At 66.6% G+C, this 22089-nt stretch carries 23 protein-coding genes and 1 pseudogene; 17 read left to right on the forward strand and 7 right to left on the reverse strand.

The features are described 5' to 3' along the window. Positions 1 to 3: 3 nt before the first annotated feature. From VPH43_RS24660 to VPH43_RS16675, 5 genes and pseudogenes are all read left to right on the forward strand, one after another. A pseudogene (locus tag VPH43_RS24660) lies at positions 4 to 336 on the forward strand (TniQ family protein); the annotation flags it as partial. Positions 337 to 381: 45 nt separating this feature from the next. Next, on the forward strand, positions 382 to 1770 hold the full coding sequence (locus VPH43_RS16660) for a hypothetical protein (protein WP_328578849.1): 1389 nt from the start codon (positions 382 to 384) through the stop codon (positions 1768 to 1770). Between the two features lie 105 nt (positions 1771 to 1875). Continuing rightward, positions 1876 to 2400: a DUF4365 domain-containing protein gene (locus VPH43_RS16665; RefSeq protein WP_328578850.1), complete on the forward strand. Its 525-nt coding sequence runs from the start codon at positions 1876 to 1878 to the stop codon at positions 2398 to 2400. Next, on the forward strand, positions 2397 to 3506 hold the full coding sequence (locus tag VPH43_RS16670) for a hypothetical protein (RefSeq protein WP_328578851.1): 1110 nt from the start codon (positions 2397 to 2399) through the stop codon (positions 3504 to 3506). The genes VPH43_RS16665 and VPH43_RS16670 overlap by 4 nt, the downstream gene beginning before the upstream one ends. A gap of 1054 nt (positions 3507 to 4560) precedes the next feature. Then, positions 4561 to 5361, forward strand: a complete 801-nt coding sequence (locus VPH43_RS16675) for a DUF4393 domain-containing protein (RefSeq protein ID WP_328578852.1) — start codon at positions 4561 to 4563, stop codon at positions 5359 to 5361. Positions 5362 to 5522: 161 nt separating this feature from the next. Here VPH43_RS16675 and VPH43_RS16680 read toward each other — a convergent pair whose 3' ends face one another. Continuing rightward, positions 5523 to 7001: a hypothetical protein gene (locus VPH43_RS16680; RefSeq protein WP_328578853.1), complete on the reverse strand. Its 1479-nt coding sequence runs from the start codon at positions 6999 to 7001 to the stop codon at positions 5523 to 5525. Positions 7002 to 7219: 218 nt separating this feature from the next. Between VPH43_RS16680 and VPH43_RS16685 the strand changes: the two genes are divergently transcribed. Further along, positions 7220 to 8599, forward strand: coding sequence for an SGNH/GDSL hydrolase family protein (locus VPH43_RS16685; RefSeq protein ID WP_328578854.1), 1380 nt, complete (start codon positions 7220 to 7222; stop codon positions 8597 to 8599). Positions 8600 to 8702: 103 nt separating this feature from the next. On the opposite strand, the gene VPH43_RS16690 is transcribed toward VPH43_RS16685, so the two are convergent. After that, complete coding sequence (locus tag VPH43_RS16690) at positions 8703 to 9062, reverse strand: winged helix-turn-helix transcriptional regulator (RefSeq protein ID WP_328578855.1); 360 nt, start codon at positions 9060 to 9062, stop codon at positions 8703 to 8705. 78 nt (positions 9063 to 9140) lie between these two features. Here VPH43_RS16690 and VPH43_RS16695 point away from each other — a divergent pair, with 78 nt between their 5' ends. The 3 genes from VPH43_RS16695 to VPH43_RS16705 all read left to right on the forward strand — a co-directional run bounded on the left by VPH43_RS16695 (position 9141) and on the right by VPH43_RS16705 (position 10835). Next, complete coding sequence (locus tag VPH43_RS16695; protein ID WP_328578856.1) at positions 9141 to 9461, forward strand: DMT family transporter; 321 nt, start codon at positions 9141 to 9143, stop codon at positions 9459 to 9461. Positions 9462 to 9470: 9 nt separating this feature from the next. Continuing rightward, a complete protein-coding gene (locus VPH43_RS16700) occupies positions 9471 to 10100 on the forward strand; it encodes an FMN-dependent NADH-azoreductase (protein WP_328578857.1) in 630 nt (209 codons plus the stop codon). A 171-nt stretch (positions 10101 to 10271) separates the two neighbouring features. After that, positions 10272 to 10835: a TlpA family protein disulfide reductase gene (locus tag VPH43_RS16705; RefSeq protein ID WP_328578858.1), complete on the forward strand. Its 564-nt coding sequence runs from the start codon at positions 10272 to 10274 to the stop codon at positions 10833 to 10835. An 80-nt stretch (positions 10836 to 10915) separates the two neighbouring features. Here the strand turns inward: VPH43_RS16705 and VPH43_RS16710 are convergent, their stop codons facing one another. Next, positions 10916 to 12370 carry a DUF4214 domain-containing protein gene (locus tag VPH43_RS16710; protein WP_328578859.1) on the reverse strand — a complete coding sequence of 485 codons (1455 nt, stop codon included), beginning with the start codon at positions 12368 to 12370 and terminating at the stop codon, positions 10916 to 10918. Positions 12371 to 12539: 169 nt separating this feature from the next. On the opposite strand from VPH43_RS16710, the gene VPH43_RS16715 reads away from it, so the two are divergent. After that, positions 12540 to 13865 (forward strand): tetratricopeptide repeat protein, encoded by a 1326-nt coding sequence (locus tag VPH43_RS16715; RefSeq protein WP_328578860.1) that lies wholly within the window; start codon positions 12540 to 12542, stop codon positions 13863 to 13865. On the opposite strand, the gene VPH43_RS16720 is transcribed toward VPH43_RS16715, so the two are convergent. Both VPH43_RS16720 and VPH43_RS16725 read right to left on the reverse strand, forming a co-directional pair. Continuing rightward, positions 13862 to 15238, reverse strand: a complete 1377-nt coding sequence (locus VPH43_RS16720) for an RICIN domain-containing protein (RefSeq protein ID WP_328578861.1) — start codon at positions 15236 to 15238, stop codon at positions 13862 to 13864. The genes VPH43_RS16715 and VPH43_RS16720 overlap by 4 nt on opposite strands. A 93-nt stretch (positions 15239 to 15331) precedes the next feature. After that, positions 15332 to 16438 carry an alpha/beta fold hydrolase gene (locus VPH43_RS16725; RefSeq protein ID WP_328578862.1) on the reverse strand — a complete coding sequence of 369 codons (1107 nt, stop codon included), beginning with the start codon at positions 16436 to 16438 and terminating at the stop codon, positions 15332 to 15334. Positions 16439 to 16590: 152 nt separating this feature from the next. Between VPH43_RS16725 and VPH43_RS16730 the strand changes: the two genes are divergently transcribed. Together VPH43_RS16730 and VPH43_RS16735 are read left to right on the forward strand one after the other, a co-directional pair. Continuing rightward, positions 16591 to 17571, forward strand: a complete 981-nt coding sequence (locus tag VPH43_RS16730) for a hypothetical protein (RefSeq protein WP_328578863.1) — start codon at positions 16591 to 16593, stop codon at positions 17569 to 17571. Between the two features lie 213 nt (positions 17572 to 17784). Then, positions 17785 to 17991: a hypothetical protein gene (locus VPH43_RS16735; RefSeq protein WP_328578864.1), complete on the forward strand. Its 207-nt coding sequence runs from the start codon at positions 17785 to 17787 to the stop codon at positions 17989 to 17991. A 20-nt stretch (positions 17992 to 18011) separates the two neighbouring features. Here VPH43_RS16735 and VPH43_RS16740 read toward each other — a convergent pair whose 3' ends face one another. Continuing rightward, a complete protein-coding gene (locus VPH43_RS16740; RefSeq protein WP_328578865.1) occupies positions 18012 to 18911 on the reverse strand; it encodes a sterol desaturase family protein in 900 nt (299 codons plus the stop codon). A gap of 94 nt (positions 18912 to 19005) precedes the next feature. Between VPH43_RS16740 and VPH43_RS16745 the strand changes: the two genes are divergently transcribed. Beyond that, complete coding sequence (locus VPH43_RS16745; protein ID WP_328578866.1) at positions 19006 to 20007, forward strand: AraC family transcriptional regulator; 1002 nt, start codon at positions 19006 to 19008, stop codon at positions 20005 to 20007. Positions 20008 to 20023: 16 nt separating this feature from the next. After that, positions 20024 to 20521 carry a hypothetical protein gene (locus VPH43_RS16750; RefSeq protein WP_328578867.1) on the forward strand — a complete coding sequence of 166 codons (498 nt, stop codon included), beginning with the start codon at positions 20024 to 20026 and terminating at the stop codon, positions 20519 to 20521. A gap of 8 nt (positions 20522 to 20529) precedes the next feature. Here the strand turns inward: VPH43_RS16750 and VPH43_RS16755 are convergent, their stop codons facing one another. Continuing rightward, positions 20530 to 21042, reverse strand: coding sequence for a M48 family metallopeptidase (locus VPH43_RS16755; protein ID WP_328578868.1), 513 nt, complete (start codon positions 21040 to 21042; stop codon positions 20530 to 20532). A gap of 67 nt (positions 21043 to 21109) precedes the next feature. On the opposite strand from VPH43_RS16755, the gene VPH43_RS16760 reads away from it, so the two are divergent. From VPH43_RS16760 to VPH43_RS16770, 3 genes are read left to right on the forward strand one after another with little or no spacing between them, the layout of a single operon-like run. Next, entirely contained in the window at positions 21110 to 21409 is a 300-nt protein-coding gene (locus VPH43_RS16760; RefSeq protein ID WP_328578869.1) for a hypothetical protein, read from the forward strand. A 59-nt stretch (positions 21410 to 21468) separates the two neighbouring features. Continuing rightward, positions 21469 to 21606 carry a hypothetical protein gene (locus tag VPH43_RS16765; protein WP_328578870.1) on the forward strand — a complete coding sequence of 46 codons (138 nt, stop codon included), beginning with the start codon at positions 21469 to 21471 and terminating at the stop codon, positions 21604 to 21606. Positions 21607 to 21643: 37 nt separating this feature from the next. Continuing rightward, on the forward strand, positions 21644 to 22084 hold the full coding sequence (locus VPH43_RS16770; protein ID WP_328578871.1) for a BON domain-containing protein: 441 nt from the start codon (positions 21644 to 21646) through the stop codon (positions 22082 to 22084). Positions 22085 to 22089 lie beyond the last annotated feature (5 nt).

Consider the following 22089-nt stretch of genomic DNA (forward strand, 5'->3'; position numbering starts at 1 on the left):
CCAATGCCGCTTCCGGACGAGTCCCTGTTCGGATACCTGGTCCGCCTGTCTGAGGCGCTCGGCTTTGACGGTCCCCGCGCGCTCTGGCAAGCGTTAGGCTCGCCCACTGGCACGGCGTTAGTCGCCGCAATCTCAGATGCGATCGGCGTATCCGATCGCCTCGTTGCATCCATGCACGGGCCGACGCCGCCTTGCTTCCGGCTAAGCCTTTCGGCATCCCTGCCTGTGGGATCGTGGAACTACAGATATCTCCGCTGGTGTTCGCTTTGCCTGAGTGAATGTTCATTCCTGCGTCGGCCATGGCATCTCAAAGCTGTGACGGCATGCCAGCAGCACCGATGTCGACTGGTAGACCGGTGCGCCTCTTGTGGGACTCGGGTGGTGGTCTTCCGGCTTGCGGAGATGAAATGTGGTTGTGGGGCCGATCTCAAGGCTCTTCCTGCCGGTCCCGCATGCACAGAACTCGAGCTGGCGTTGGCGTGCGCTGCGTGCCAGCTCCTACAGCATGACGCCGGGTCGATTCCCTTTCAGACTCTGAGTCGGCTCGTCACTTTTCTAGGCCAATTCAGTTCTGCGAACTTCCCTCAGAAGCCAGGAAAGCTCAACGGCCTGGACCGGCTCGACGTGGCGTCTGATCTCGCTGCTTCTGCCGACTTACTGCTTGCTAGCTGGCCTGTCCATTTTGAGGAGTTGCTGGCGACACGGCTCGCCCACGTGCGAGCTACCTCGTTCTCGGCCCGCTTGCCAGAGGTGTTCGGTTCGCTCTATCGCGTTCTGTACAGGCGCCTTGCGGGGTCGGACTACCAGTTTCTTCGCGACGGCTTCGAAGCGTTCTTGCATGCCCACTGGTGGGGGCTTCTATGCAAAAGGAACACCCGCCTGAGAACCGAGACGGTTGCGGGTCACCGCAAGATAAGTCGCGGTGAGGCGGCCAAGAAGACTGGTCTGGCTATGTCAACGCTGAAGCGCCTCGTGCAATCAAAGGCCATAGATGCGGATGTAGTCTGCACCGCTGCGGGCCGGCAGCTGACGTTCATTGACGAGGAGGACCTACGCGATCTGACGGCGGTGGCGGATGGGACACTGACCCTTCAAGAAGCGTCCCGGCGTCTGGCTCTTCCAGAACGGCTGGTCAGGCAGATGATCGAGGCGAAGCTGGTGGCTTTGGTGTCCGGGCGACTGACCCGGACCGGCGTATGGATGGTCTCGGAAAGGCTGCCGACTGTTCCCGTCGCAGAGGTGGAAGCACCGGCTCAGCCTCTTCGGTTCGTCCTGCGCTACTGGCGCCTGACTGACCAAGAGCGGATGGGACTCATTGATGCAGCGCTTCGTGGAGAGCTGGGTTCGGCCATCGGGTCGTCCGACCAGGAGCCGGCGCTGGGCAACGCTTGCGTCAACGTCAAGGCGCTCCATCGATGGATCGAACAGAAGCGGCGTGGGCAGTCCGGCTCGATGTTCACGGTGACCCAGGCTGCGCGGCAGCTCGGCCTGAAGGACGAGGTGGCTTACGAGCTGGCCAACCTCGGGCTACTCAAATGCACGAGAACTCAGGACGGTTCTCGAAGAATCACTCCCGAAGACATGCTCAGGTTCAGGGACGAGTTCGTCTCGCTCGCAAGCCTGGCTAAGGACCAGGGGACTTCACCACGCTCCCTGTTGCCGAAGCTCAAGGTAGCACCGGTTATCGGGCCCTCAGTTGACGGGAGTCGCCAATACTTCTTCCGGCGGGCTGACGTCCGCGCCAACATTGATTGCGCCCGGGGCACATAGGCTTTGCCCGGTCACCGTCAGTAGCTAACGAGGCTGTCGCCGAGGCCATCAAAAGGTATCCTTACGTAAGAGGCGACAAGACAAGGTGCCAGGGACGGTGGGCCGATGACTGACGACCAGAAGAAGGAAGCTCTCTCGAAACACTTCCTGCGGGTGCTGGCGGAGGGTCATGGGTTCAAGACGCAAGACCTGGCGCAGGACCACGGCGTGGACATGCTTGTCTGGCCGGTCAGCGTTCGAGAGACGCCGCAGGGTGGTGTTCGCTATCTCGACATGCCCTATAAGCTGGAGTTCCAGCTGAAGTCAACGACCACGACGGGCGTGATCGACGAAGCGGACCACATCAAGTACGACCTCGAAGTGAAGAACTACAACGACCTGATACACCGAAGGAGCGAGCCGCTGCCGCTTCACCTCGTCTTGGTCGTGCTGGATGCGGCGCCCCCTCTGTGCATCAACATCGATGCAGACCGCCTTGGGCTTCTTGGGAAAGCTTATTGGTATCTCCCGGACGCAGGAGCTGCTGAGAGCGCGAACAAGACACAGGTCCGGATCACAATTCCAAAGACGAACCAGCTTCAATCGGAGTTCGTCCGTAGTCGGTTTGAAGACCTGGGAATCGAGCTATGAGCCGAGCCCCCGAGGACTTCGAGAAGCTCGCGGAGCAGCTTCGCACATTCCTGACGCAGTCGGGATGGTCACTCCGCCGAGAGGCCAAGGGTCTGACCTTCTACTATCCCCCGGACGCTCTGGGTATTCGAGGCAAATACTCGATTGCGTTGCCCGTAGACGCACGTCGGCATGGAGTCGGAAGCCTGCTGCACGGCGCAGCTGCGGCCCTCCAGGACATCTATGGGGTCGGCGACGTTGGGTCATTGGTAAACCGGGCCGCAGCCATAGGCGACATGGGCGGTCCCGCGCGCATCGTGTCCCGCTTCATTGACGGAAAGACCGAGGGGGGATCGATCCCTTTGGCGTCGCTTGGGGCATATGCAGAGAATCTCGAAAAGAGCCTATACAACGGTGCGAGATTCAAGCTTGGGGACGACAGCAAGGTTACCCGGCTTCTAGCGCAGAACTTCGCGAAGGACTGCCGATTTCTTCAAAGCGAAGTAGGCAGCTTCATCGCGAGGATCGAAGTGCCCCAGACAACGCTGAGGCAAGCGGACCTCTTCGGCCGAGAGGAGGTGAGTTCCACTCAAGTGTGTTCGTCGATCTTTTCCGCGATTCAGTTCCTCAATGAGCGAGTTCTCAACGGCGACATGCCCATTGATTCTGAGGACAGCCTAGCGGATGCCATCGCGTTGTTCGACGTAGAGCTGTTGGAGTCGCTTGCAAGGACCCTCACGGGTCCTGAGATGGATGCGATTGAGTTTGCCTTTGAGGCGGGCAGCATCATTCGGACCACGAAGACAGGATGGCTGAGTGCTGAGAAAACCGACCGCCTCAGGCAGTTCGTGGACTTCATCAAGGCGCAGCTGAGGGGCGAAAACGACATCGACGTTTCGGGCTCCATCGTGGAACTGCGATCACGTGATCCCGAAGGGAACAAGAACTACATCCGGGTGGTGTCGATGTTCCATGGCGATCGGACTTTCATCACAGCTACGCTGTCCAACGAGCAGTACAAGCGAGCCCTGTCGGCACACGAGAAGAAGCGCACTGTTCGACTGCGAGGTGACGGGATGCGGTTGAAGACCCAGATTCGCCTTACCAAGGTCGAGGACTTCAGCTGACCCCGTGGCGCCCCGGCTCTCCGTCCTTGAGGTACGCACACCCCGTATCTCTGCGCCCTCGGGGTCACCAGGATGTAGCATGCCCTCATGCGGTCACTTGACGTTGCGGTCTCACACCTTGAAGCGATGGCGCGCGTTGAGGATGAGCTCGTGTCTAGACTCGACGGGTTGGCTCTGCTTTTTCTCGGTCAGGAGGCCAGGACGCGTCGGGAGCTGCGCGCTTGGTTCGCCTTTGGCGGACTTTGTGGCGCCGGACTGTTTGTCATTGGCTCGCTCACGGCGGGTCTCATGCGCTGAATTTGTACCGGCGGCCAGACCGCTCAAAAGGCGTTTCACTACGGGTGTCGCTCTGGTAGGCCGGTTTCAAATCGATTGTCGGGATGTCTATGAGGCTGCGACAGCCGAGATGAAAAAACCGAGCAGCGACAATGCTCCGGCTCTCAGATGAGCTGTCGTCCCACAAGTTTGTCGAGGCTCCCTAGGCGCCGAAGGCCCGCGATTTGCGTCGCGGGCCTTTTTCGTTTGCGGGAAGGCTTTCGGCCAGGAGCGGTAGTTCGCGAACGGCGGCTTCATGTAGCCTCATATCCCAACGAACTTCATTCCGCAGGGTCGTGGGCGAACGTCGCGCAACGCAAAGTCGCCAGTCAACGGGGGAGTGTCTGATTCGCCTGGTTACTGGGTGCTGGATAAACTGCAGCCGAGTGAGAAACGTGCAGCCCTACCGCGAGTCAGCGCTTTCAAGCTTGTCAGCATTGCAGCGACAGGCGCCTACATAACCTGAAGGCGCTGTCGCCTTAGAACCAAGTTTTGGCCTTTAGACGTCGAGAGCTTGTTTTCGAGGCGCGAACATGCCGATCACCGTCACCTTCAATTGGGCTGCGGTTTGGGTCGGCTAACTTGCGCCGGTGGTTGGAGTAGAGTGGCCTGGCCCTACCGGTAGCACCACGGGGAACAGACGCACTTCTCATCGCGGCACTCATTGCGATTCGCTGCTCTGCGCTACTTCGGGATGAGGAGATTCCTTTTATTCGTTAGCTTTCACGGGAGGCACGAAGTGTCGAATGGATGGCTGCAGCTCGCGCAGGAGGCAATCAAGGTCCCTGGGCTGCTCGTTGAGATTTACGGCGATCTCGCCCGCCCGGGTGTGAAGCAGGTTGGGCGTGCTCTCGAGACCGTAATCGGGCTTGGCAACACGGTGCTGTGGCCTGTAGCCTGGGCAAATGAGCGCACTCGAATCGCGCTCGAGAAGAACCTTGAAAAGTATCGCGAACGCATGAACGCGGTGCCTGAGGAGAAGACAGTCGGAGTAGCCCCGGAAATTGGCGTGCCAATCGCTGAGAAGCTCGCATACGTGCGGGACGAGAAGCTCTCAGATTTGTACGTGAAGCTGCTGGCGACCGCCTCCAACGTCGAGACGTTGGGAAATGCACATCCCAGCTTTGTGAATGTCATTAATAACCTGAGTCCCGACGAGGCTCACCTGCTGGAGTACTTCGTCAATCGGCGGGATTTGCCTTTCGTGCGTGCCACAGCGGCTCGGGCCAGCGACGGGTCGCACAACGTTCTTGGAGGCCCCCTTGTGCCGCAAGACGCTCTTGAAGGGCTTGTCTTTCCAGGCAACATAGATTCCTATTTGAGCAACTTGGACGGCTTGGGACTGCTCGTCGTGAAGTACGACGAGTGGCTCGTTGACGATTCACTATATGAGCCGCTCGAAGCGGCTCATCGCGAGACGTATACGCGGTTCATGCAGCAGGCCCCTTCATTGCAGGGACGTGAACTGAAGTTCGGGCGCGGGATTGTCCAGCGAACCAGCTTTGGCTTGCAGTTCATGCTCGCTTGTCACGGGCAGTGAAAGCTAACAGGTCGTTCGCCGCGGACACGCAGCAGCATCGTGACGCGAGCCGTGCTGTGAGCGTACTTCTCGCGGTGCATTGCCGCTGGCGCCGGTCAACTCCGACGTTGAGCGTCCGCTTCCCTCCCGTCTATTGAACTTCAGTCAACAGCCGCTGAGGGTCAAAGCGGTGTGTGCTCGACAGGCGTTGTACCAGTTCCCAAGATTGGTAGCAGGACAGGCGCTTCTCCACGCCCCCACCAACCCACCCCCTGCTGGTGCTTCCCCGTCACATTGAACGTCCGCTGCCCACTCCCATTCACCCGATTCGGCGCAAACAGCGCACTGTCCGCCCAAGCCCCACCGTTGCTCCGCTCCTGAAAGCCGCTGCCCACCACATGCAGCAGGTACCCGCAGCTGTCGTACGCGGTCGGGCTGCTGTAGCCCGACTTCACGCTCAACTTGATCACCTCGCCCTTCTTCACCCGCAGCATCGCAAAGTCCTGCAGGTTCAGTGCGTAGTTGAAGCCGCCGCTGTAGTAGAGGGCCGAGAAGGTGTTCACGCTGAAGCTGGTCGGCGTGCTGCCGAACCAGGCGGCCGCGCTGCTGGCCGCGGCAAAGCCGTTGGCCGGGTCGGGCTTGATGGCGACGTCGAAGTCCAGCTGCGCATACGCGTTGACGTTCGTCAGCACCAGCGCCAGCCACTGGTCGACCCCGGACTTGAAGTAGAAGGTGTTGGCGTTGCGGTCGGCCAGGTTGAGGGTGCAGCTGGCGGAGTAGGCGTTGACCGAGAACGAGGTGTCGTTGACGAACTGCTGCGGGTTGGCCTGGCGCGCCACCAGGCTGTCGCGCGGGTAGAGCTCCACCAAGGCGTGGCGGCGCCACACCGTGCCGTCCGCGGTGTGCGGCACGTCGAGCGCGCGCACGGTCTGGCTGCCGTTTTTGTACTCCCGGGTGGCGGGGTCCACCGTCACCGCGCCGGAGGTGCCATATCCCAGGGGACCCAACGGCCCGAGCGGGCCCAGCACGCCCAGCGGCCCCGCAGGCCCCAGCACGCCCCACACACCGGCCGGGTCCAGCTGGTGCGGGAAGTCGTTGTAGTCGTTCGCCGCTTCCTGCGTGGTGGCGTCGCCGGCTTCGTTCAGGTGCGGCATGGTGGTGTACAGCGCCGTCACCGTCAGCGGCCCGCTGGCGCCCAGGGGGCCGGCCGCGCCGTAGGGGTTGGCGGCACCGAAGCTCGCCTGGCCGTTCCACACGTAGGAGCCCAGCCAGCTGCCCTGGCCCGTGGGCAGCCACGAGGACCAGGCCCAGGACCAGCCCGCATTGAGCAGCGGGCCCGCCGAGCCCAGCGGGCCGGCGTATCCCAGCGGGCCCTTGGGGCCGAGCGCGCTTTCGGCATCGATGTAGAGCGACCAGTCCTGGTTCCAGAAGTTCTCGCGGCCTGCGTAGCCGGCGCGGCTGTCGCGCGTGTCGTAGAACATGCGCACCGCCGTGGCGCTGCGGTTGCCGGCACTGCCGCGCACATCGGCCCAACCAAGGGTGTGCACCGTGTTCGCGGTGATCAGCGTGCGCTGCTGGGTGGCGTCGACATCGGCTTGTGCGGCGGTGCTGGTGATCAGCAGGGCCAGCAGCGCGGCGTTGGGGCTTGTGTGGGTTGTCATGGGCTTTTCCTCCTGGCGCGCAGTGTGGCGATGCGTGCACCGGCCGGCAATTACGCGAATTGGCGTAATGGCGCTGCGCGCTGGAATCGGCTAGGCAGGCGCGCCCCACTCGAGGAACCGTTACGGTTACGCACAGCAAACGGATTCCGAGCTCCTATGTTGAATGGTTGCTGGCCACGCTCACCGGCCGGACCGATCGAACCCACAAGGAGAATCACATGAACGACACGATCCCCGCGGCCGGGGCCACCGCCGTGCGCGCGTTCACACGCCGCGGCATGGGCAAGGCTCTGCTGGCGCTGACGCTGTGCACCACGCTCTTCGGTGGCACGGCAGCTTCCGCCAGCGACACGCAGGCCGTGCGCGACCGGGATTGGATAGGCACCTGGACCGCCAGCCCTTCCGACGCCAACCCTGCCGGCTTTACCGACCAGACGCTGCGCCTGATCGTGCACACCAGCATCGGTGGCCAGAAGGTGCGCGTGCGGCTGTCCAACGCTTTTGGCACACAGCCGGTCGCCGTGGGTGCCGTGCGCATTGGCCTGCAGAGCCAGGGCGCCTCCATCGTCGCAGGCAGCGACCGCCCCCTCACGTTCGGGGGGAAGGCATCGGCCGTCATCCCGCGCGGTGCGCAGATCGTGAGTGATCCGGTCGCGATGGCGGTCAAGCCTCTGAGCAACCTCGCGGTCACGGTGTACCTGCCCGGCAGCACCGGCCCGATCAGCGAACACTCGCTGGCGGTGCAGACGAACTACGCCTCGCCCCCCGGCAACTATGTCGATGCGGTGAACCTGCCGGTGCAGGCCACGCGCACTTCGTGGAGCCTGCTCTCGGCCGTGGAGGTGGGCACCGGCGAAGTGGCCGGTGACCCGGTACCCGGGCCGATCCCCATCCGCATGGGCAATGCCCGGGCGGTGGTGACGCTGGGGGACTCCATCACTGACGGCTACGGCTCCACGGTGGATGCCAACCGGCGCTGGCCCAATGTGCTGGCGCAGCGCCTGCAGGACCGCCACATGAACGTGGCGGTGCTCAACCAGGGCATCAGCGGCAACCGCGTGCTGCACGACGGGCAGATCCCCATCTTCGGCGAGAACGCGCTGGCACGCTTCGACCGCGATGTGCTGGCCCATCCGCACGTGAAGTTCCTGGTCGTCATGGAAGGGATCAACGACTTTGGCCATGCCGCACCGGGTACGCCGGAGGCTGTGACGGCCGACGACATCATCCAGGGCTACAAGCAGATCATCCTGCGCGCCCATGCGCGTGGCATCAAGGTGTACGGCGCCACGCTCACACCCTATCGCGGCACCATCTTTCCCGGCTACTTCAATGAAACGGGCGAGCTCAACCGCATGGCGGTGAACCACTGGATCCGCACCAGCGGGGCCTTCGACGCGGTGATCGACTTCGATGCGGTGGTGCGTGACCCCGCCAATCCGTCGCGGATGCTGCCGGCGTATGACGTGGGAGACCATCTGCACCCCAACGACGCCGGCTACCAGGCGATGGGACAGTCGGTCAACCTGAGCCTCTTTGCAGACGACGGCGCCAGCAGCGCCAGCGCCGCGCGGCCGACGGTGGAGACGGCTCGCTAGCGCATTCCGCCGCCCGGGTTGGGCGGCGGGTCAGGTTCAAGGCATTCTTGAAGCCGCCGCTGTAGTACAGGGCGGCTTGTCGAGCGCTGCAGTCGTCAGCGACTCACCCATCGCGCGACCACCCGTTGGCCTCGGCCCACACGTCCACGGGGCGCAATGCCGCGTTCAACCCGTGGCCCGCATCGCTGAGCACGTATTCCACCTTGGGTGGCACGCAGTCATGGTCCTGGCGATGCACCAGGCCCTGCTGCTCCAGCTCACGCAGCGTCTGGCTGAGCACCTTCTGCGACACGCCGTGCAGGTGGCGGCACAGTTGCCCGTTGCGCATGGGGCCTTGCGCCAGCGCGGCGACGATGGGCAGCGCCCATTTGCTGGCCACCGCCTGCAGCACGCGCTGCGAAGGGCACATGGCCGGCTCTACATCAAGCGCATCGGGCGTGTGCGACAGGTTCGGTGTTGTCATGGTTACCAGCAGGTGCCTACTTCTCGGGGGCGGCGCTGGCCCGGATCATGGCACTCCCTCAATGACCTGGGAGCGTGTGTGACAAGTTGGCTGCTGTTGATCGGTGCCGGCGTGGTGGAGGTGATGATGGCCTTCGCCCTCAAACAGTCGGATTCATGGACCCGGCCGGTGCCGTCCGTGATGGGCGTGGCCGCTGCGCTGGGCAGCATCTTTCTGCTGACCCTGGCGCTCAAGCGCATTCCCATGGCCACGGCGTATGTCGTGTGGACGGGTATCGGTGCGGTTGGCGTGGTGGGCGTGGGCGTGCTGCTGCTCGGCGAAAGCGCCGCGCCGCTGCGCCTGCTGTGCATCGCGCTGGTGGTGGCCGGCACGGTGGGCCTGCGCGTGCTGGAAGCCTGAGGAGCCGCCATGTCGACCTTGCTCTACGTGGCGGCGTCGCCCGCAAAGGAAGCCTCCCGTTCCGGCCAGGCGGCCGAGGCCCTGGTGCAGGCCTACCGTGACCGGCATCCGGGTGCCGTGATCGATCGCCTCAATGTGTGGGACGAAACCCTGCCGCCGTTCGACGCCGAGATGATCGCGGCCAAGTTCGCCGTGCTGCGGCGCACGCAGGCCACCGACGCACAGCGCCGCCTCTGGGGCCAGGCCGTCGCCCTGGCACAGCGGTTCAACGCGGCGGACCGCTATGTGTTCAGCGTGCCGATGTGGAACTTCGGCCTGCCGTACCGCCTGAAGCACTTCATCGACGTGGTGACCCTGCCGGAGCAGAACTGGCGCTGGTCCCCGGCAGGCGGCTACCAGGGCCTGCTGCATGGCAAGCGCGCGGTGGTGGTGTATTCCAGCGCGGGCGACCACCGGCTGGCGCCGCACGAAAGCGAAGTGGACCACCAGAAGGGGCAGATGCGCGCCTGGCTGGCCTTCATCGGCATCCACGATGTGCAGGAGCTCACCGTCGCGCCCACGCTCGCGGCGCCCGACGTGGTGAGCGCAGCGCTGGCCGCCGCGGTGGAACGGGCGCGCGGGCTGGCCGCCGGGTTCTGAGCGGCATGCCCGGCACGCGCGTGCAGGCCGCCGTGCTGCACCCGGTGGATGCATGGGATCGTCATCTGGACGAATTCGTGCACAGCATGAGGCGTCGCGTCACACACTGAGCCTGTGCGGCGATGCGTTGGTGTCCTTGCCGCCCACCCACTTGCACCGGAAGGATCCGCCATGGCCCTCAACGACAGCCTCTCCCCGCCACTGCAGGTGAGCCAGTGGTTCAACACGCCCGAGCCGCTCACGCTGGAGCGCCTGCGCGGGCGGGTGGTGGTGATGCACACCTTCCAGATGCTGTGCCCGGGCTGCGTGTCGCACGGCGTGCCACAGGCGCTGCGCGTCCATGGTCTCTTTCCGCGCGACGAGGTGGCGGTCATCGGCTTGCACACCGTGTTCGAGCACCACGCCGTCACGGGGCCCGCCGCATTGCGGGTGTTCCTGCACGAGTACCGCATCCCGTTTCCGGTCGGCATCGACCAGGCCGACACCGCCAGCCCTGTGCCGCTGACGATGCAGGCCTATGGCCTGCAAGGCACGCCCAGCGTGGTGGTGTTCGACCCGGCTGGGCGGGTGCGGTTGAGCCACTTCGGCCAGATCGACGACCTGCAGCTCGGCGCGGTGATCGGGCAGTTGCTGGCCGAGGCGCGACCACAGCCATCGCTGGAAGGCGCTCCCAGGCCGGCGGGCGTGGCCGGCGGCTCGCCGTGTGCTGACGGCGCGTGCGGCGTGGACAAGTGATCGCAAAAAAAACCCGCACACGTTGCCGCGTGCGGGTTCCCAACGGACGCTTGTTCAGTGCTGGTGTTCAGTGCTGGTGTTCAGTGCTGGTATGCGCCGATGTCGTACCCCGTGTTCGCATTGCGCGGCTTGCCTTCGAAGTCGGTGGGCTGCACGTACGTGGACACGCCGCGCCCGATCGCCGGTGAGCTGCTCGTGAGGTGGAAGTCCGGCATCGGCGCAGTGCGCGAATACGCCACGAACAAGGGGTTCGCGCTCACCGTGTTCACCGGCTGCAGGCCGTTCTGCAGGCGCCAGTTGTAGCTCGGGTTCTGGTAGACCAGGTTGTTCTTGTAGGTGTTGGACGTGCCGGTCTTCCCCTGCTCGGAGATGCCGTAGGTGTTGTCGAACACGATGTTGTTGTGCACATGCACGTTGTTGGCGCCGGCGGTGTTGAAGTAGAAATCCCCGCCGCCCACGATGATGCCGAAGACCGACGAGCTGACCGTGTTGTTGATGATCTTCACGTCGTTGGCGTCGTGCCACAGGTGAATGGCGGCCTGGCCGATGCGGAACACCACGTTGTCCTTCACGGTGCCCGAGGTGCTCATGTAGATGCCCTGCACGTAGCGGCAGCCGGTGGGGCCCACGTCGTGCACCATGTTGTCCAGCACGTCGCCCTTCACACCGTGGTAGTAGCTGTCCACGCCGATGGCCGAGCCGCCCGCGCTGGTGCAGGGCACCTTCACCGCCAGATGGTGCACACGGTTGTACTGGATGATGCTGTAGGAGCCGCCGGTGTAGATGCCATGCAGCCACGGGGTGCCGCTTCCGGCCTGGCTGCCATCGACGTCGAAGCCGGTGATGCTGACGTAGTGGCCCCGGTTGTCCCAGGCGCTGTTGTTGCTGGAGCTGGCCGGCGGCACGATCCTCGCGCCCCACCGGGTGGTGGACCGCCAGTAGATGCGGCCGGTGGCGCTGCCGCTCACGGTGGTCTTGATGCCGCCGGCGTAGGTGCCCGGCGCCACCCACACGGTGGTGCTCGGCTGGGTCACCGCCTTGACCGCGCGGGCCAGCGTCTTGAAGGGCTGGGCCTGGGTGCCGGGCCAGGAGTCCGAGCCGGTGTTGGCCGACACGTAGTAGTTGTGGGTGGTGGCCGGCGGCAGGGGGTAGCTGCCGGCCTGCAGCTGCTGGTATTCGGGGCTGGTCTTGATGGCCTCGGCGATGGCGTCGATGCTGGCGCCGTTGCGCAGCGCCTGCGTCCAGTAGGCCAGGCCGGCGGCATCCGGTGCACGGTGCAGCAGCGCCAGGTACAGCTCGGTGATCTGCTCCTCGGGGGACGCTGCGGTGGTGTTGGCGCTGGCGGGTGTGATTGCGGCCTGCGCATCGGCGTTGGCATGGGCGGCCATGGCGGTCGAGCGGTTGGCATCCGCCGCGGCTGCGGTGGCATCGTCGGCGCCGCCGTCCGATCCGCCGCAGGCGGCCAGCACCGCGGCGCTGGCGCACAGCAGCAGGTGCAGTCTCAAGGCCGGAACGAAGTCGCTTGGTTGAGTCATGTCTGTCTTCCTCTGCATCGGGTTGGTTGCAATCGGTTGTGGTTGCGATGGGCCGTGCCGTGGTGTTTTGAGGGACCATCGCGCACCTGGCTTTCAGGGCTGTATGCGTTGGTGAACGGCAGCGGATTCTGGGATCGCAGCCCCCTCGTGCGGGCGCTCGGGAGGTGACATGGAGGTGACACACAACCTGGCCTTGCCGCTCGATCTGGAGGCGGCTTTGCAGCGCGTGCTGGACAGCGAGTGCTTTGCGGGGTCACCCCGGCAACAGCGCTTCCTGCGCCACCTGGTGGCGGGTGCGCATGGTGGGCAGGCGCCTGCCTTGAAGGAGAGCGTGCTCGCGATCGAAGTGTTCGGCCGCCACCCGGCGCGCTTCGATCCGAAGGAGGACACCATCGTGCGGGTGGAGGCGCGGCGGCTGCGCCAGCGCCTGGCGCGCTACTACGCACAAACCGGCGCATCCGACCCGTGGGAGATCAGCCTGCCGGTGGGCAGCTATGTGCCCACCCTGCGCCGGCGCGGTGCCGCGCCGCACGCCGCCGGCAGCCGCCATGCGCGCGACCTGGTGGAGCGCGGTGACCACTTCCTGCGCGAAGGTGCGTTCCCGGCCGCGCTGCAGCGCTACCAGGAGGCGTTGCGCGAATGCAGCCGCTATGCGCCGGCGTATGTGGGCGCGGCACGCGCGTGGGTGAACCTGGGCATGAGCGGGCTGGAGCCCGCCGCACCCCACATCGACCATGCACTCGAAGCGCTGGGCCGCGCGCTGGAGCTGGACCCCGCCCTGCCGGAAGCGGCGTCATTGAAGGGCCTGGTGCTGCATCGTTTCGAACACGACTGGCCGGCAGCGCAACATGAGCTTGCGCGCGCCGTGGCCTTGGCGCCGGGCAACGCCCGCGTGCGCGACCTCTACGGCTTCCAGCTCATGTTCGCCGGCCTGCTCGACGAGGCCGAAGCGCAGCTGCGCCGTGCGCGCGAGCTCGATCCGCAGAACCCGGCCTTCCGGCTGCACATGGCCTGGCTGCGCGTGGCGCAGCGCCGCTGGGCCGATGCCGACAAGGAGTACCTGGCGCTGCTGGACATCGCACCCGACAACTTCTGGGCCCTGCTGTCGCGTGCCGACATGTTGTTGTATTGCGGCCGGCACGGCGACGCGATCACGCTGTACCGGGAGGCGCGGCGCCGCTGCCCCGGCCATGCCGACTGCCAGCTGGGCGAGGCCTGCGCGCTGTACGCGCTGGGCCGCCCCGAAGAGGCCGGCCGCCTGCTGCAGCCCGCCGCCCACACTGCCCCAGCGCCATCGCCGTACGTGATGGCGGAGGTGATGGCGGCGAGCCGGCGGTATGACGATGCGCTGGCGCTGCTGCAGCGCAGCGCCGCGGTGCGCGACCCGCTCTTCCTGGCCGGCGCCACCAGCCCGCTGTTCGAGCCGATGTATGGCGACGAGCGGCTGCAGGCGCTGTACCGCAGCGCGCGCGCGCAGCCACTCGCCACCGCCTAGGGCCGCTTCCAGGCGCGCACGTACTCGATCTCGAAGGCGTTCTGCTTGGTGTTGCGCCAGTCGTTGTTGTCGTCGACCGGCTCGCCGGACGGGTCCGGACGGTTCGGGTCGTTCTGCAGCGACAGGATCATGAACAACGACGCGGGCATGTTGCCGGAGAGCTTGCCGACCTGCTGGCCGTCGAGGAACAGGGTGACGCCGGTTTCGTCATACAGCGCGCCATAGGTGTGGAAGCCGCTCGCCAGGCTGTAGCCGGGTTGTGTGCGGTTGCTGCCGCCGCCGTTGGCGTTGCCGCCGGTGAACACCCGGGTCTCGTTGTCGCTGCGATGCACCGCGGCTTCGAAGGTGCCCGGTTCGCACGTGCCGGGCACGGACCAGGGTTCCACATCGCAGCCGGCGTAGGCTTCCATGATGTCGATCTCCGGCGCGAAGCTGGGCCACTGCGCGTTGTTGTAGAGCCAGAAGGCCGGCCACTGCCCCGGGCCGACGTTCAGCTTCATGCGCGCTTCGTAGTAGCCGTAGCCGCCGTACCACTTGTCCGCGGTGTGGATGTTGCGGTCGTAGAACTTGCCCTGCGCCGGGTCCTTGCGGGACCACATCTTCAGCTTGGAGTCCTCCACCACCCAGTTGCGCTCCTCGGGGTCCGCCAGCCAGCCGAACTGCGGTGACCACTTGCTGCGGTCCAGGTCGGCGCCATCGAATTCATCCTGGAACGTCAAGGTCCAATTGGTGTCCCCGTTGTTCAGCTGGGGCAGCACCTGGCCACCCCCACCACCGCCGCCACCCCCACCGCCGGCCTCGAGGGCCCAGGACTGGTTGGCCTCCCCGGTGCAGTCCCATAGCTCCGTCACCACGCCGTCGGCGGTGGCGGCCGGGCCGCCGGTCACGTCCAGGCAGCGGCCGGCATTCAGGTGCACGATCTCGTAGCGGCCGCCGCTCGCCTTGGGGCGGACGGTCCACAGCTGCTGCGCGCTGCCGTTGCAGCTGGCCTGCTCCAGCTTGGTTTCGTTGGCCGTGCCGCCACCTGCCGGCTGCACGCACTTGTTGCTGCTCCTGGCCACCAGGCTGACGTGGCCGTTGCCGTCGCTGACCAGCGTCCAGTCCTCGTTGCTGGCGCCGTTGCAGGCCCACTGGATGATGCGGGCGCCGTCCTGCGTGGCCTCGGGGCCGCCCTCGACGTTGAGGCACTTGCCGGAGTGCTCGGCCACGATCTTCGTCGTGGCCGCCTCTTCGGCCAGCGCCCTTGCCCGGCCCGTGGCGCTGGTGGACGCGGCGGGCGTGGAGCCCGCATCGCTGCCTCCACCGCAGGCGGCAAGAATCAGTGGCAATGCGCCGAACGCGACGGCGAGTCGTGTGATGAAGGCCTTTCTCATGGCTGGGTCCTTGGCTGACAACGGATGGCAGCCGATTCTGGAATCGAGGGCCTCGCTTGCGGCCGCTCGGGGGGTGACAGAGGGGTGACAGCCTCAGGCGCCTGGTGCCCCGCCGTCGCGCGCTCGCACGATGGCCTGGGCGCGGGTGTGAACATCGAGCTTGTCGAAGATGCTGGACACCTGGTTGCGCACCGTCTTTTCGCTCTTGCCAAGCTGGGCCGCGATGGCGGCGTTGTCCAGCCCTTGGGCCAGCAGGCGCAGCACCGCGTGCTCGGCCGGTGTGAGGGCCGCTTCGTTCGTGGCCTGCGGCGAGTCCGCCGTCGATGGCGCGCCCAGGAAGGCGTGCAGCGCCTGCAGGAACGGCTGCCAGGCCGGCTCGGTGTCCAGCAGCACATGGTTGCTGCTGTCCAGCGGCACGAACTGCGCACCCGGGATCAGCGCCGCCAGCCGCCGGCCTTCCTCGAACGGCACACGCGCATCCCCGCGGGCATGCATCACCAGCGTGGGCACACGCAGCTGAGGCGCGAGCGCGCTCACGTCCACGCGGTGGAAGGCCTCCAGCGTGCGCGCGGCGTTCTCCGGTGTGGCGGTCAGGCGCTCCAGCTCGTTCCACCACGCGTGCTGGGCCGGCGTGCCGCCCGGGATGAACTGGTTGGTGAAGAGCTGGCGGAAGGCGGCGTTGTCGCGGCCCCAGCCCACGCGGATGAGGTTCACCAGGGTCTCGGCTTCCAGGCGCTCCGCATCGTTGGTGGCGCGTTGCAGCGCCCCGCGCGCGTACGCGCCCATCAGCACCAGGTGCGACACCTTCTCGGGGTGGCGCACGGTGTAGGCAATGGCCACCGCGCCGCCTTGCGACATGCCGATCAGCGGAAAGCGGCTCAGGCCCAGGCTGTCCACCACCGCCTCCAGGTCGGCGACCCAGGCGTCCAGGGAGAAACCACGCACCTCGGGGTCGGAGAGGCCGCAGCCGCGCTGGTCGTAGCGGATGTAGGTGTGGTGGCGCGACAGCTCGGTGAGCCAGGGCCGCCACACCGGGCTGTCGATGTCGCGCTCCACATGGCTCAGCCAGTGGGCCGTGCGCACCAGCGGCGGGCCGTGGCCCATGCAGGCCACGGCGATGCGGCTGCCGTCGGCCGAGGTGCAGAAGCGCAGTTGCTGCTGCGGCGGCCGCGGCGCCAGGGGAGCAGGCGAAAAAGCCATGGGCCATCGTGCCACGCGTGGGACACGCGCCCCAGGCATCCCCCTAGGCTGTTGGGGCTGTGGCGGGACAGCTGCCTCATGCGCCGGTGGCGGCGCGGCACCACGATGCAGTGGCGTCGAGTGTCACGACGAGCCGTTCATGAGGAGCCACCATGCAAGCCACTGCTGCCCCCACCACCACCCACAACGCGAGTGCCACCGAGCGTTATGCCAAGACCATCGAGGTGTCCAAGCGCATCCGCTGGGACATCGACCGCGACGTGATCCGCGGGCGGGAGTTCGACATCGGCCAGACCTTCCTGCCCGAGGGCCTGTCGCTGGCCAACGAGCTGCCCTTCCTGAGCGCGGCGCAGCGCCGTTTCTTCAGCCAGGTGCAGGGCCGCACCTACGCCAACATGTTCGCCCTGGTGGAGCGCTACATCGGCGCCAAGATGCTGGAGGTGAGCCGCGACCACTGGCTGGGCGACCAGACCGCGCTGGAGGCGATCGTGCGCTTCACCGACGAGGAGCTGAAGCACCAGGCGCTGTTCCGCCGCATCGAGCAGCTGGCCGCCGCGCGCATGCCGCCGGGCTACCGCTTCGACATCGACGCCAACCAGGTGGCGAGCTTCGTGCTGGGCAAAAGCACCTGGGCGGTGCTGGCGCTCACCTGCCACATCGAACTGTTCTCGCAGGCGCACTACCGCGCGAGCATCGAGCCCGCCGCGGACCTGTCGCCGCTGTTCAAGGACGTGTTCCTCTTCCACTGGAAGGAGGAATCGCAGCACGCCATCATCGACGAGCTGGAGTGGGCGCGCGAGGACAACAAGCTCGCCAGCGACAGCGAGCGCGATGCCGGCGTGGCGGACCTGATCGCGCTGGTCGGTGGCATCGACGGCATCCTGCAGGCGCAGGCGCAAGCCGATGCGGCCTACTTCCTGCACGTGGGCGACATCGATCCCACCGGCGCGCAAGGCGAAGCGGTGCGCAGCACCTTCCTCAAGGCCTACCGCTGGCAGTACATCGTCTCGGGTGCGCTGGAGCCGCGCTTCCAGCAGATGCTGGCCAGCCTGGTGAGCGATGCGCAGCTGCAGCGCATCCAGGCGGCGCTGGGGCCGCTCGCGTATGCGGTGCCCATGCCGCGGCAGGCCTGACAGGCCGCGCCGCCGTCACAGCCGCCAGGTGTGGCGGCGGGTGGCGATGGGCAAGGCGTCACGCGCGCCGCCGCTTTGGTTTGCCGGCCCGGGGCTGCCCCGGGCGCTCCCGTGCTTGAATCGGGCCATGCAGGCACCAGATGTGCTTGCAGGACGGGTGAGGCCAGCGATTCCGAGCGCCGGCCAGCCCAAGCGCCGGGGAGGGGCGAGACCATGCAGACGCTGGACGACATGTTGGACCTTCACCTGCTCACGCCCGATCAGCATGCCGAGATCGGCGCGTGGATCGCGCAGGCCCGCACGCCCGAGGCCATCCTCGAGATGCCGGCGCCGCTGTGGCGCAAGCTCGAGCTGGCGAGCGTGCTGATGGGCTTTGACGCCGACATGGCGAAGGCGCCGTTGATGCAGCTGGATCCGTAGCCGGCGCGGGCGCCCAGCCGTCAGGGCCGCGTCCACTCAGGCGGCTTCCACAGGTGCTTCAGCCGGTCGCTCAGGCGGCCGGGGCGCAGCACGTCGCGCCACATCGCGATGAACTCGTGGAAGTTGATCACCAGCAGGTTGCGGCTGTGCACCGGCCGCACTGCCACGCCGTAGTCCACCGGCTCGCGCTCTTCCACATAGGTGCCGAACCAGCGGTCGAACACGATCAGCACGCCGCCGTAGTTGCGGTCGATGTACTGCGGGTTGCGGCCATGGTGGGCGCGGTGGTTGGAGGGTGTGTCGAACCAGTATTCGATCCACGGATGCAGCTTGCCCACGCATTCGGTGTGGATGAAGAACTGGTACGACAGGTTGCAGCCGTACAGCACGAACACCACCGCCGGCGGCACGCCCAGCAGCACCATCGGCATGAAGAACAGCCACCAGCCGGTCACCGCGTAGAGCAGGCTCTGCCGCAGCGCGGTGCTCATGTTCATGCGCTCCTCGGAGTGGTGCACCATGTGTGCGCTCCAGAACCAGCGCACCCGGTGGCTGGTGCGGTGGAACCAGTAATAGCAGAACTCCTGCAGCACGAACAGGGGCACGATCGTCCAGCCGTTGACCGGCATGTCGAACAGGCGATGGCGCCAGAACCAGTTCACCGCCGCCGCAAACACGAAGGCATGCGCGATGAACTCGAACAGCTGGTAGGCGCCGCCCAGGTTCAGGTTGGTCATCACGTCGCGCCAGCCCACGTCGCGGCGCTGGCCGCGGCCCTGCAGCACGCGCCATTCGATCGCCATGCCCACCAGGAACAGCGGCGTCATGCCCACCAGCACCACCTGCAGCCAGTTCACGTCCGGGCCCAGCGGCGCGAGCAGCTGCTCGATGCGGTGCACGATGGAGTTCAGGTCGCTCATGGCAAGGCATTGTGGGCAGCGCGCCAGGCATGTTCTTGATCGCGCGAGGCCCAGGCTTTGATAATTCGCGCCAAACACACGAGGGCTCCCCCGCATGCAGGGCGCGGTTTCCACCACCTACGTCGGTCTGCTGTACGAGTTCCTCGCGCGCCGGGGCCTGGACGCGGCCGTGCTGCTGGGCGAGCCGGCGCCGCAGCCCGGTGGCAACGGCCTGGCGCGCGTGCCGGTCACGCAGTGGGCAACGTTGCTCGACAAGGCCCAGCAAGCACTGGGCGAGCCGGCGATGGGGCTGGCCGTGGGTGCGCAGATCGCGCCGGCCCACTTCGGCCTGCTGGGCTACCTGACCTTGTGCTGCGCCAATCTGGGCGAGGCGCTGATGCGGCTGCGCGACTACCAGCGCCTGGTGTACGACGTGAACGCCGGCCAGCTGCGCATGGAGGCCGATGCGGTGGTGCTGGAGTGGGGCGATGAAGCCGGCCGCCCTGGCCAGCTGGTGGACGAGTGCGCCCTGGCCGCGCTGATCGGGTATGCGCGCAACATCACCGCCCTGCCCGATGCCGCGCCGCTGTGTGTGCGCTTCATCAACCCGGCGCCGGCCTCGAGCGTGCCCTACGAAACCTTCTTTCGCTGCCCGGTGGCGTTCGATGCACCCACCACCATCGTGCGCCTGCCCTTGGCGCTGCTGGCCCAGCCACTGCGCCAGCACGACGATGCCTTGCGTGAGCTGCTGGAGGCGCAGGCCCGCGAGCTGCTGGGCCGCCTGCCGCCGCGCGATGCGCTGGAAGCCGAGCTGCGCCAGGCCATCGCCAGCCTGCTGCCCGAAGGCCAGGCCAGCCTGGCCGCCTGCGCCCAGCGCCTGCGCACGTCCGCGCGCACCCTGCAGCGCCGCCTGGGCGCCGCCGGCATCGGCTTCCAGACCGTGCTGGAGCGCACCCGCCAGCAGCTGGTGGAGCCCTACCTCGCCGACCCGCGCCTGAAGCTGGCCGAGATCGCGCTGCTGCTGGGGTACGCAGACCAGGCGGCGTTCACACGGGCGTTCCAGCGCTGGAAAGGTGTCACGCCGGGGCAGTGGCGCAGCCGGCGTGGGCCGGCTTGAAGGCTAGGATGCGGTGATGACACACGACATGGCGCACGACGACACCGACACCCCCGACGTCATCCACGAACCGCGCCTGTGGCGCGACAACGGCTGGACCGCCCGCGTCGTGAAGAACGAGGACGACGATGGCTGGGCGGTGGAGATGGTCAAGGACGGCGAGCCCGAGCCGGCCCTGGTCGGCCCCTGGACGATGGGGCGCGACAAGAAGAACCCCAAGCCCTTGGACCAGGCGGCCTTCCTCACACTGGTGAAGACGGCCGGCGAGGTGGTGCGCCGGCACGAGCAGCACCTGCATGCGCTGCACCACAAGCGCGTGGAAGCCTCGCTGGACGGCGAGCGCATCAGCGTCACGCTGGACATCGTGCCCGACGAGGACGATCCGCATGCCTGGCTGGCGGCCAGCGATGCCGCCGGTGATTCGCTGGCCCGTGTGCGGGTGCGGCCGGACTTCAAGCTCAACGCGAGCAGTGCGCAGGCCTGGGTGGACAAGGGCTTTGGCCGGCCCGGCTGAACGGGCATTCAGCCGCCGTGCTGCTTTCCCTCCAGCTCCAGCGCGGTGAGCCACAGCCGCACGTCGAATTCCAGCTGGTGGTAGGCCGGCTCCATGTACTCACACAGCGCGTAGAAGGCCTTGCCGTGTTCGCGCTCCTTCAGGTGCGCCAGCTCGTGCACCACGATCATCTTCAGGAAGGGCGCGGGTGCCTGCTTGAACAGGCTGGCCACGCGGATCTCTCGTTTGGCCTTCAGCCGGGTGCCCTGCACCCGTGACACCGTGGTGTGGGTGCCCAGGGCGTTCTGGATGATGTGCAGGGTGTTGTCGTAGGCCACCTTGGCGATCGGCTCGGCGTTGCGCAGGTGCTCGCTCTTGAGCGCGGCCACGTAGTCGTAGAGCGCGCGGTCGGTGCGCACCTCGTGGCCCACCGGATAGCGCTGGCGCAGGCTGTCGCCCAGGCGGCCCGCGTCGAGCAGCTGGTCCACCTGCGCCAGCAGGTGGGGCGCATAGCCGCGCAGGTATTTCAGGTGGTGCGGCACGCCGTTTGCCCTTTCTCGCCAGCTGCAGCGGTATCGCAGCGCCTTTGCCACTCTACAGAAGCTTGCCATGACCACGGCCCCATCCTCTCTGGCGCTGGCCGACAGCCCGGCTTCCTCGATGCCGATGCCCCTGGTGCGTGACGCCGCCTGGCGCGCGCTCTGCCAGGAGCTGCGCGACGCGCAGGAGGCGCGCTCGCAGTTCATGGCGCAGCTGGGCGGCCGCGCCTACAAGCACCGGCATTCGCTGCAGATGCCGCTCACACCCGAAGAATCCGCCCGGATGGCCGCCCTGGACGCTGCCATTGCGGAGGTGGACCTGCGCATGCGGGCCTTCACCGAGGGGGATGCCGGGCTGGCTGCAGGCTGAACCAGCGCAGCGGACCGACTACCATCGAGGCCCGATCCCAGCATCACCGAGGAGACCTCATGCCCAAGGGCCAACGCAGCGGCAAGGAAGCCAAGAAGCCGAAGAAGGACACCACCCCCGCCAAGCCGATTTCGCCTGGCGCGGTGATGCCCACCGTCACCACGGTGGTGCCCGAGCGCGGCAAGAAAAAGAAGTAAGGCGAACCGGGCGCACCCGCCGCCGGACCGACATCCCATGAGCTTGAGCACACAGTCCCTGGCCGCACACGTGCCGGTGTTTCGCCAGGCTGCGGCTGCGCTGCTGGCCGCGCTCGCGCTGGGCAGCGCGGCTGCGGCCTCGCCCAAGGCGGCCGCCAAACCGGCCGCTGCGCCGTCCGCCCCGGCCAGGCCGGCGGCGGCCTGTTCACCCGCAGAGGCGAGCTTCTTCCGCGACGAGGCCCTGACCATGAAGGTGGCCAGCAAGCTGCAGTTCACCAAGGCCCTGTTCCGCGAGAAGGTGAACGTGAAGGTGACCGGCGGCGTCGCCATGCTGTGGGGCGGCCTGTCCAGCGAGGAGGCGATCCGCACCGCGGTGAAGGCCGCCTCCGAGGTGGCCGGTGTCACCTGCGTCAACAACCAGCTGAAGGTGGGCCCGCCGGAGCCGGACACGCCCGCGCACACCGGCAACGCCGGTTGAGCCGC

The sequence above is a fragment of the Ideonella sp. BN130291 genome (genome assembly GCF_036231905.1).
Lineage (GTDB): Bacteria > Pseudomonadota > Gammaproteobacteria > Burkholderiales > Burkholderiaceae_C > CAMLIZ01.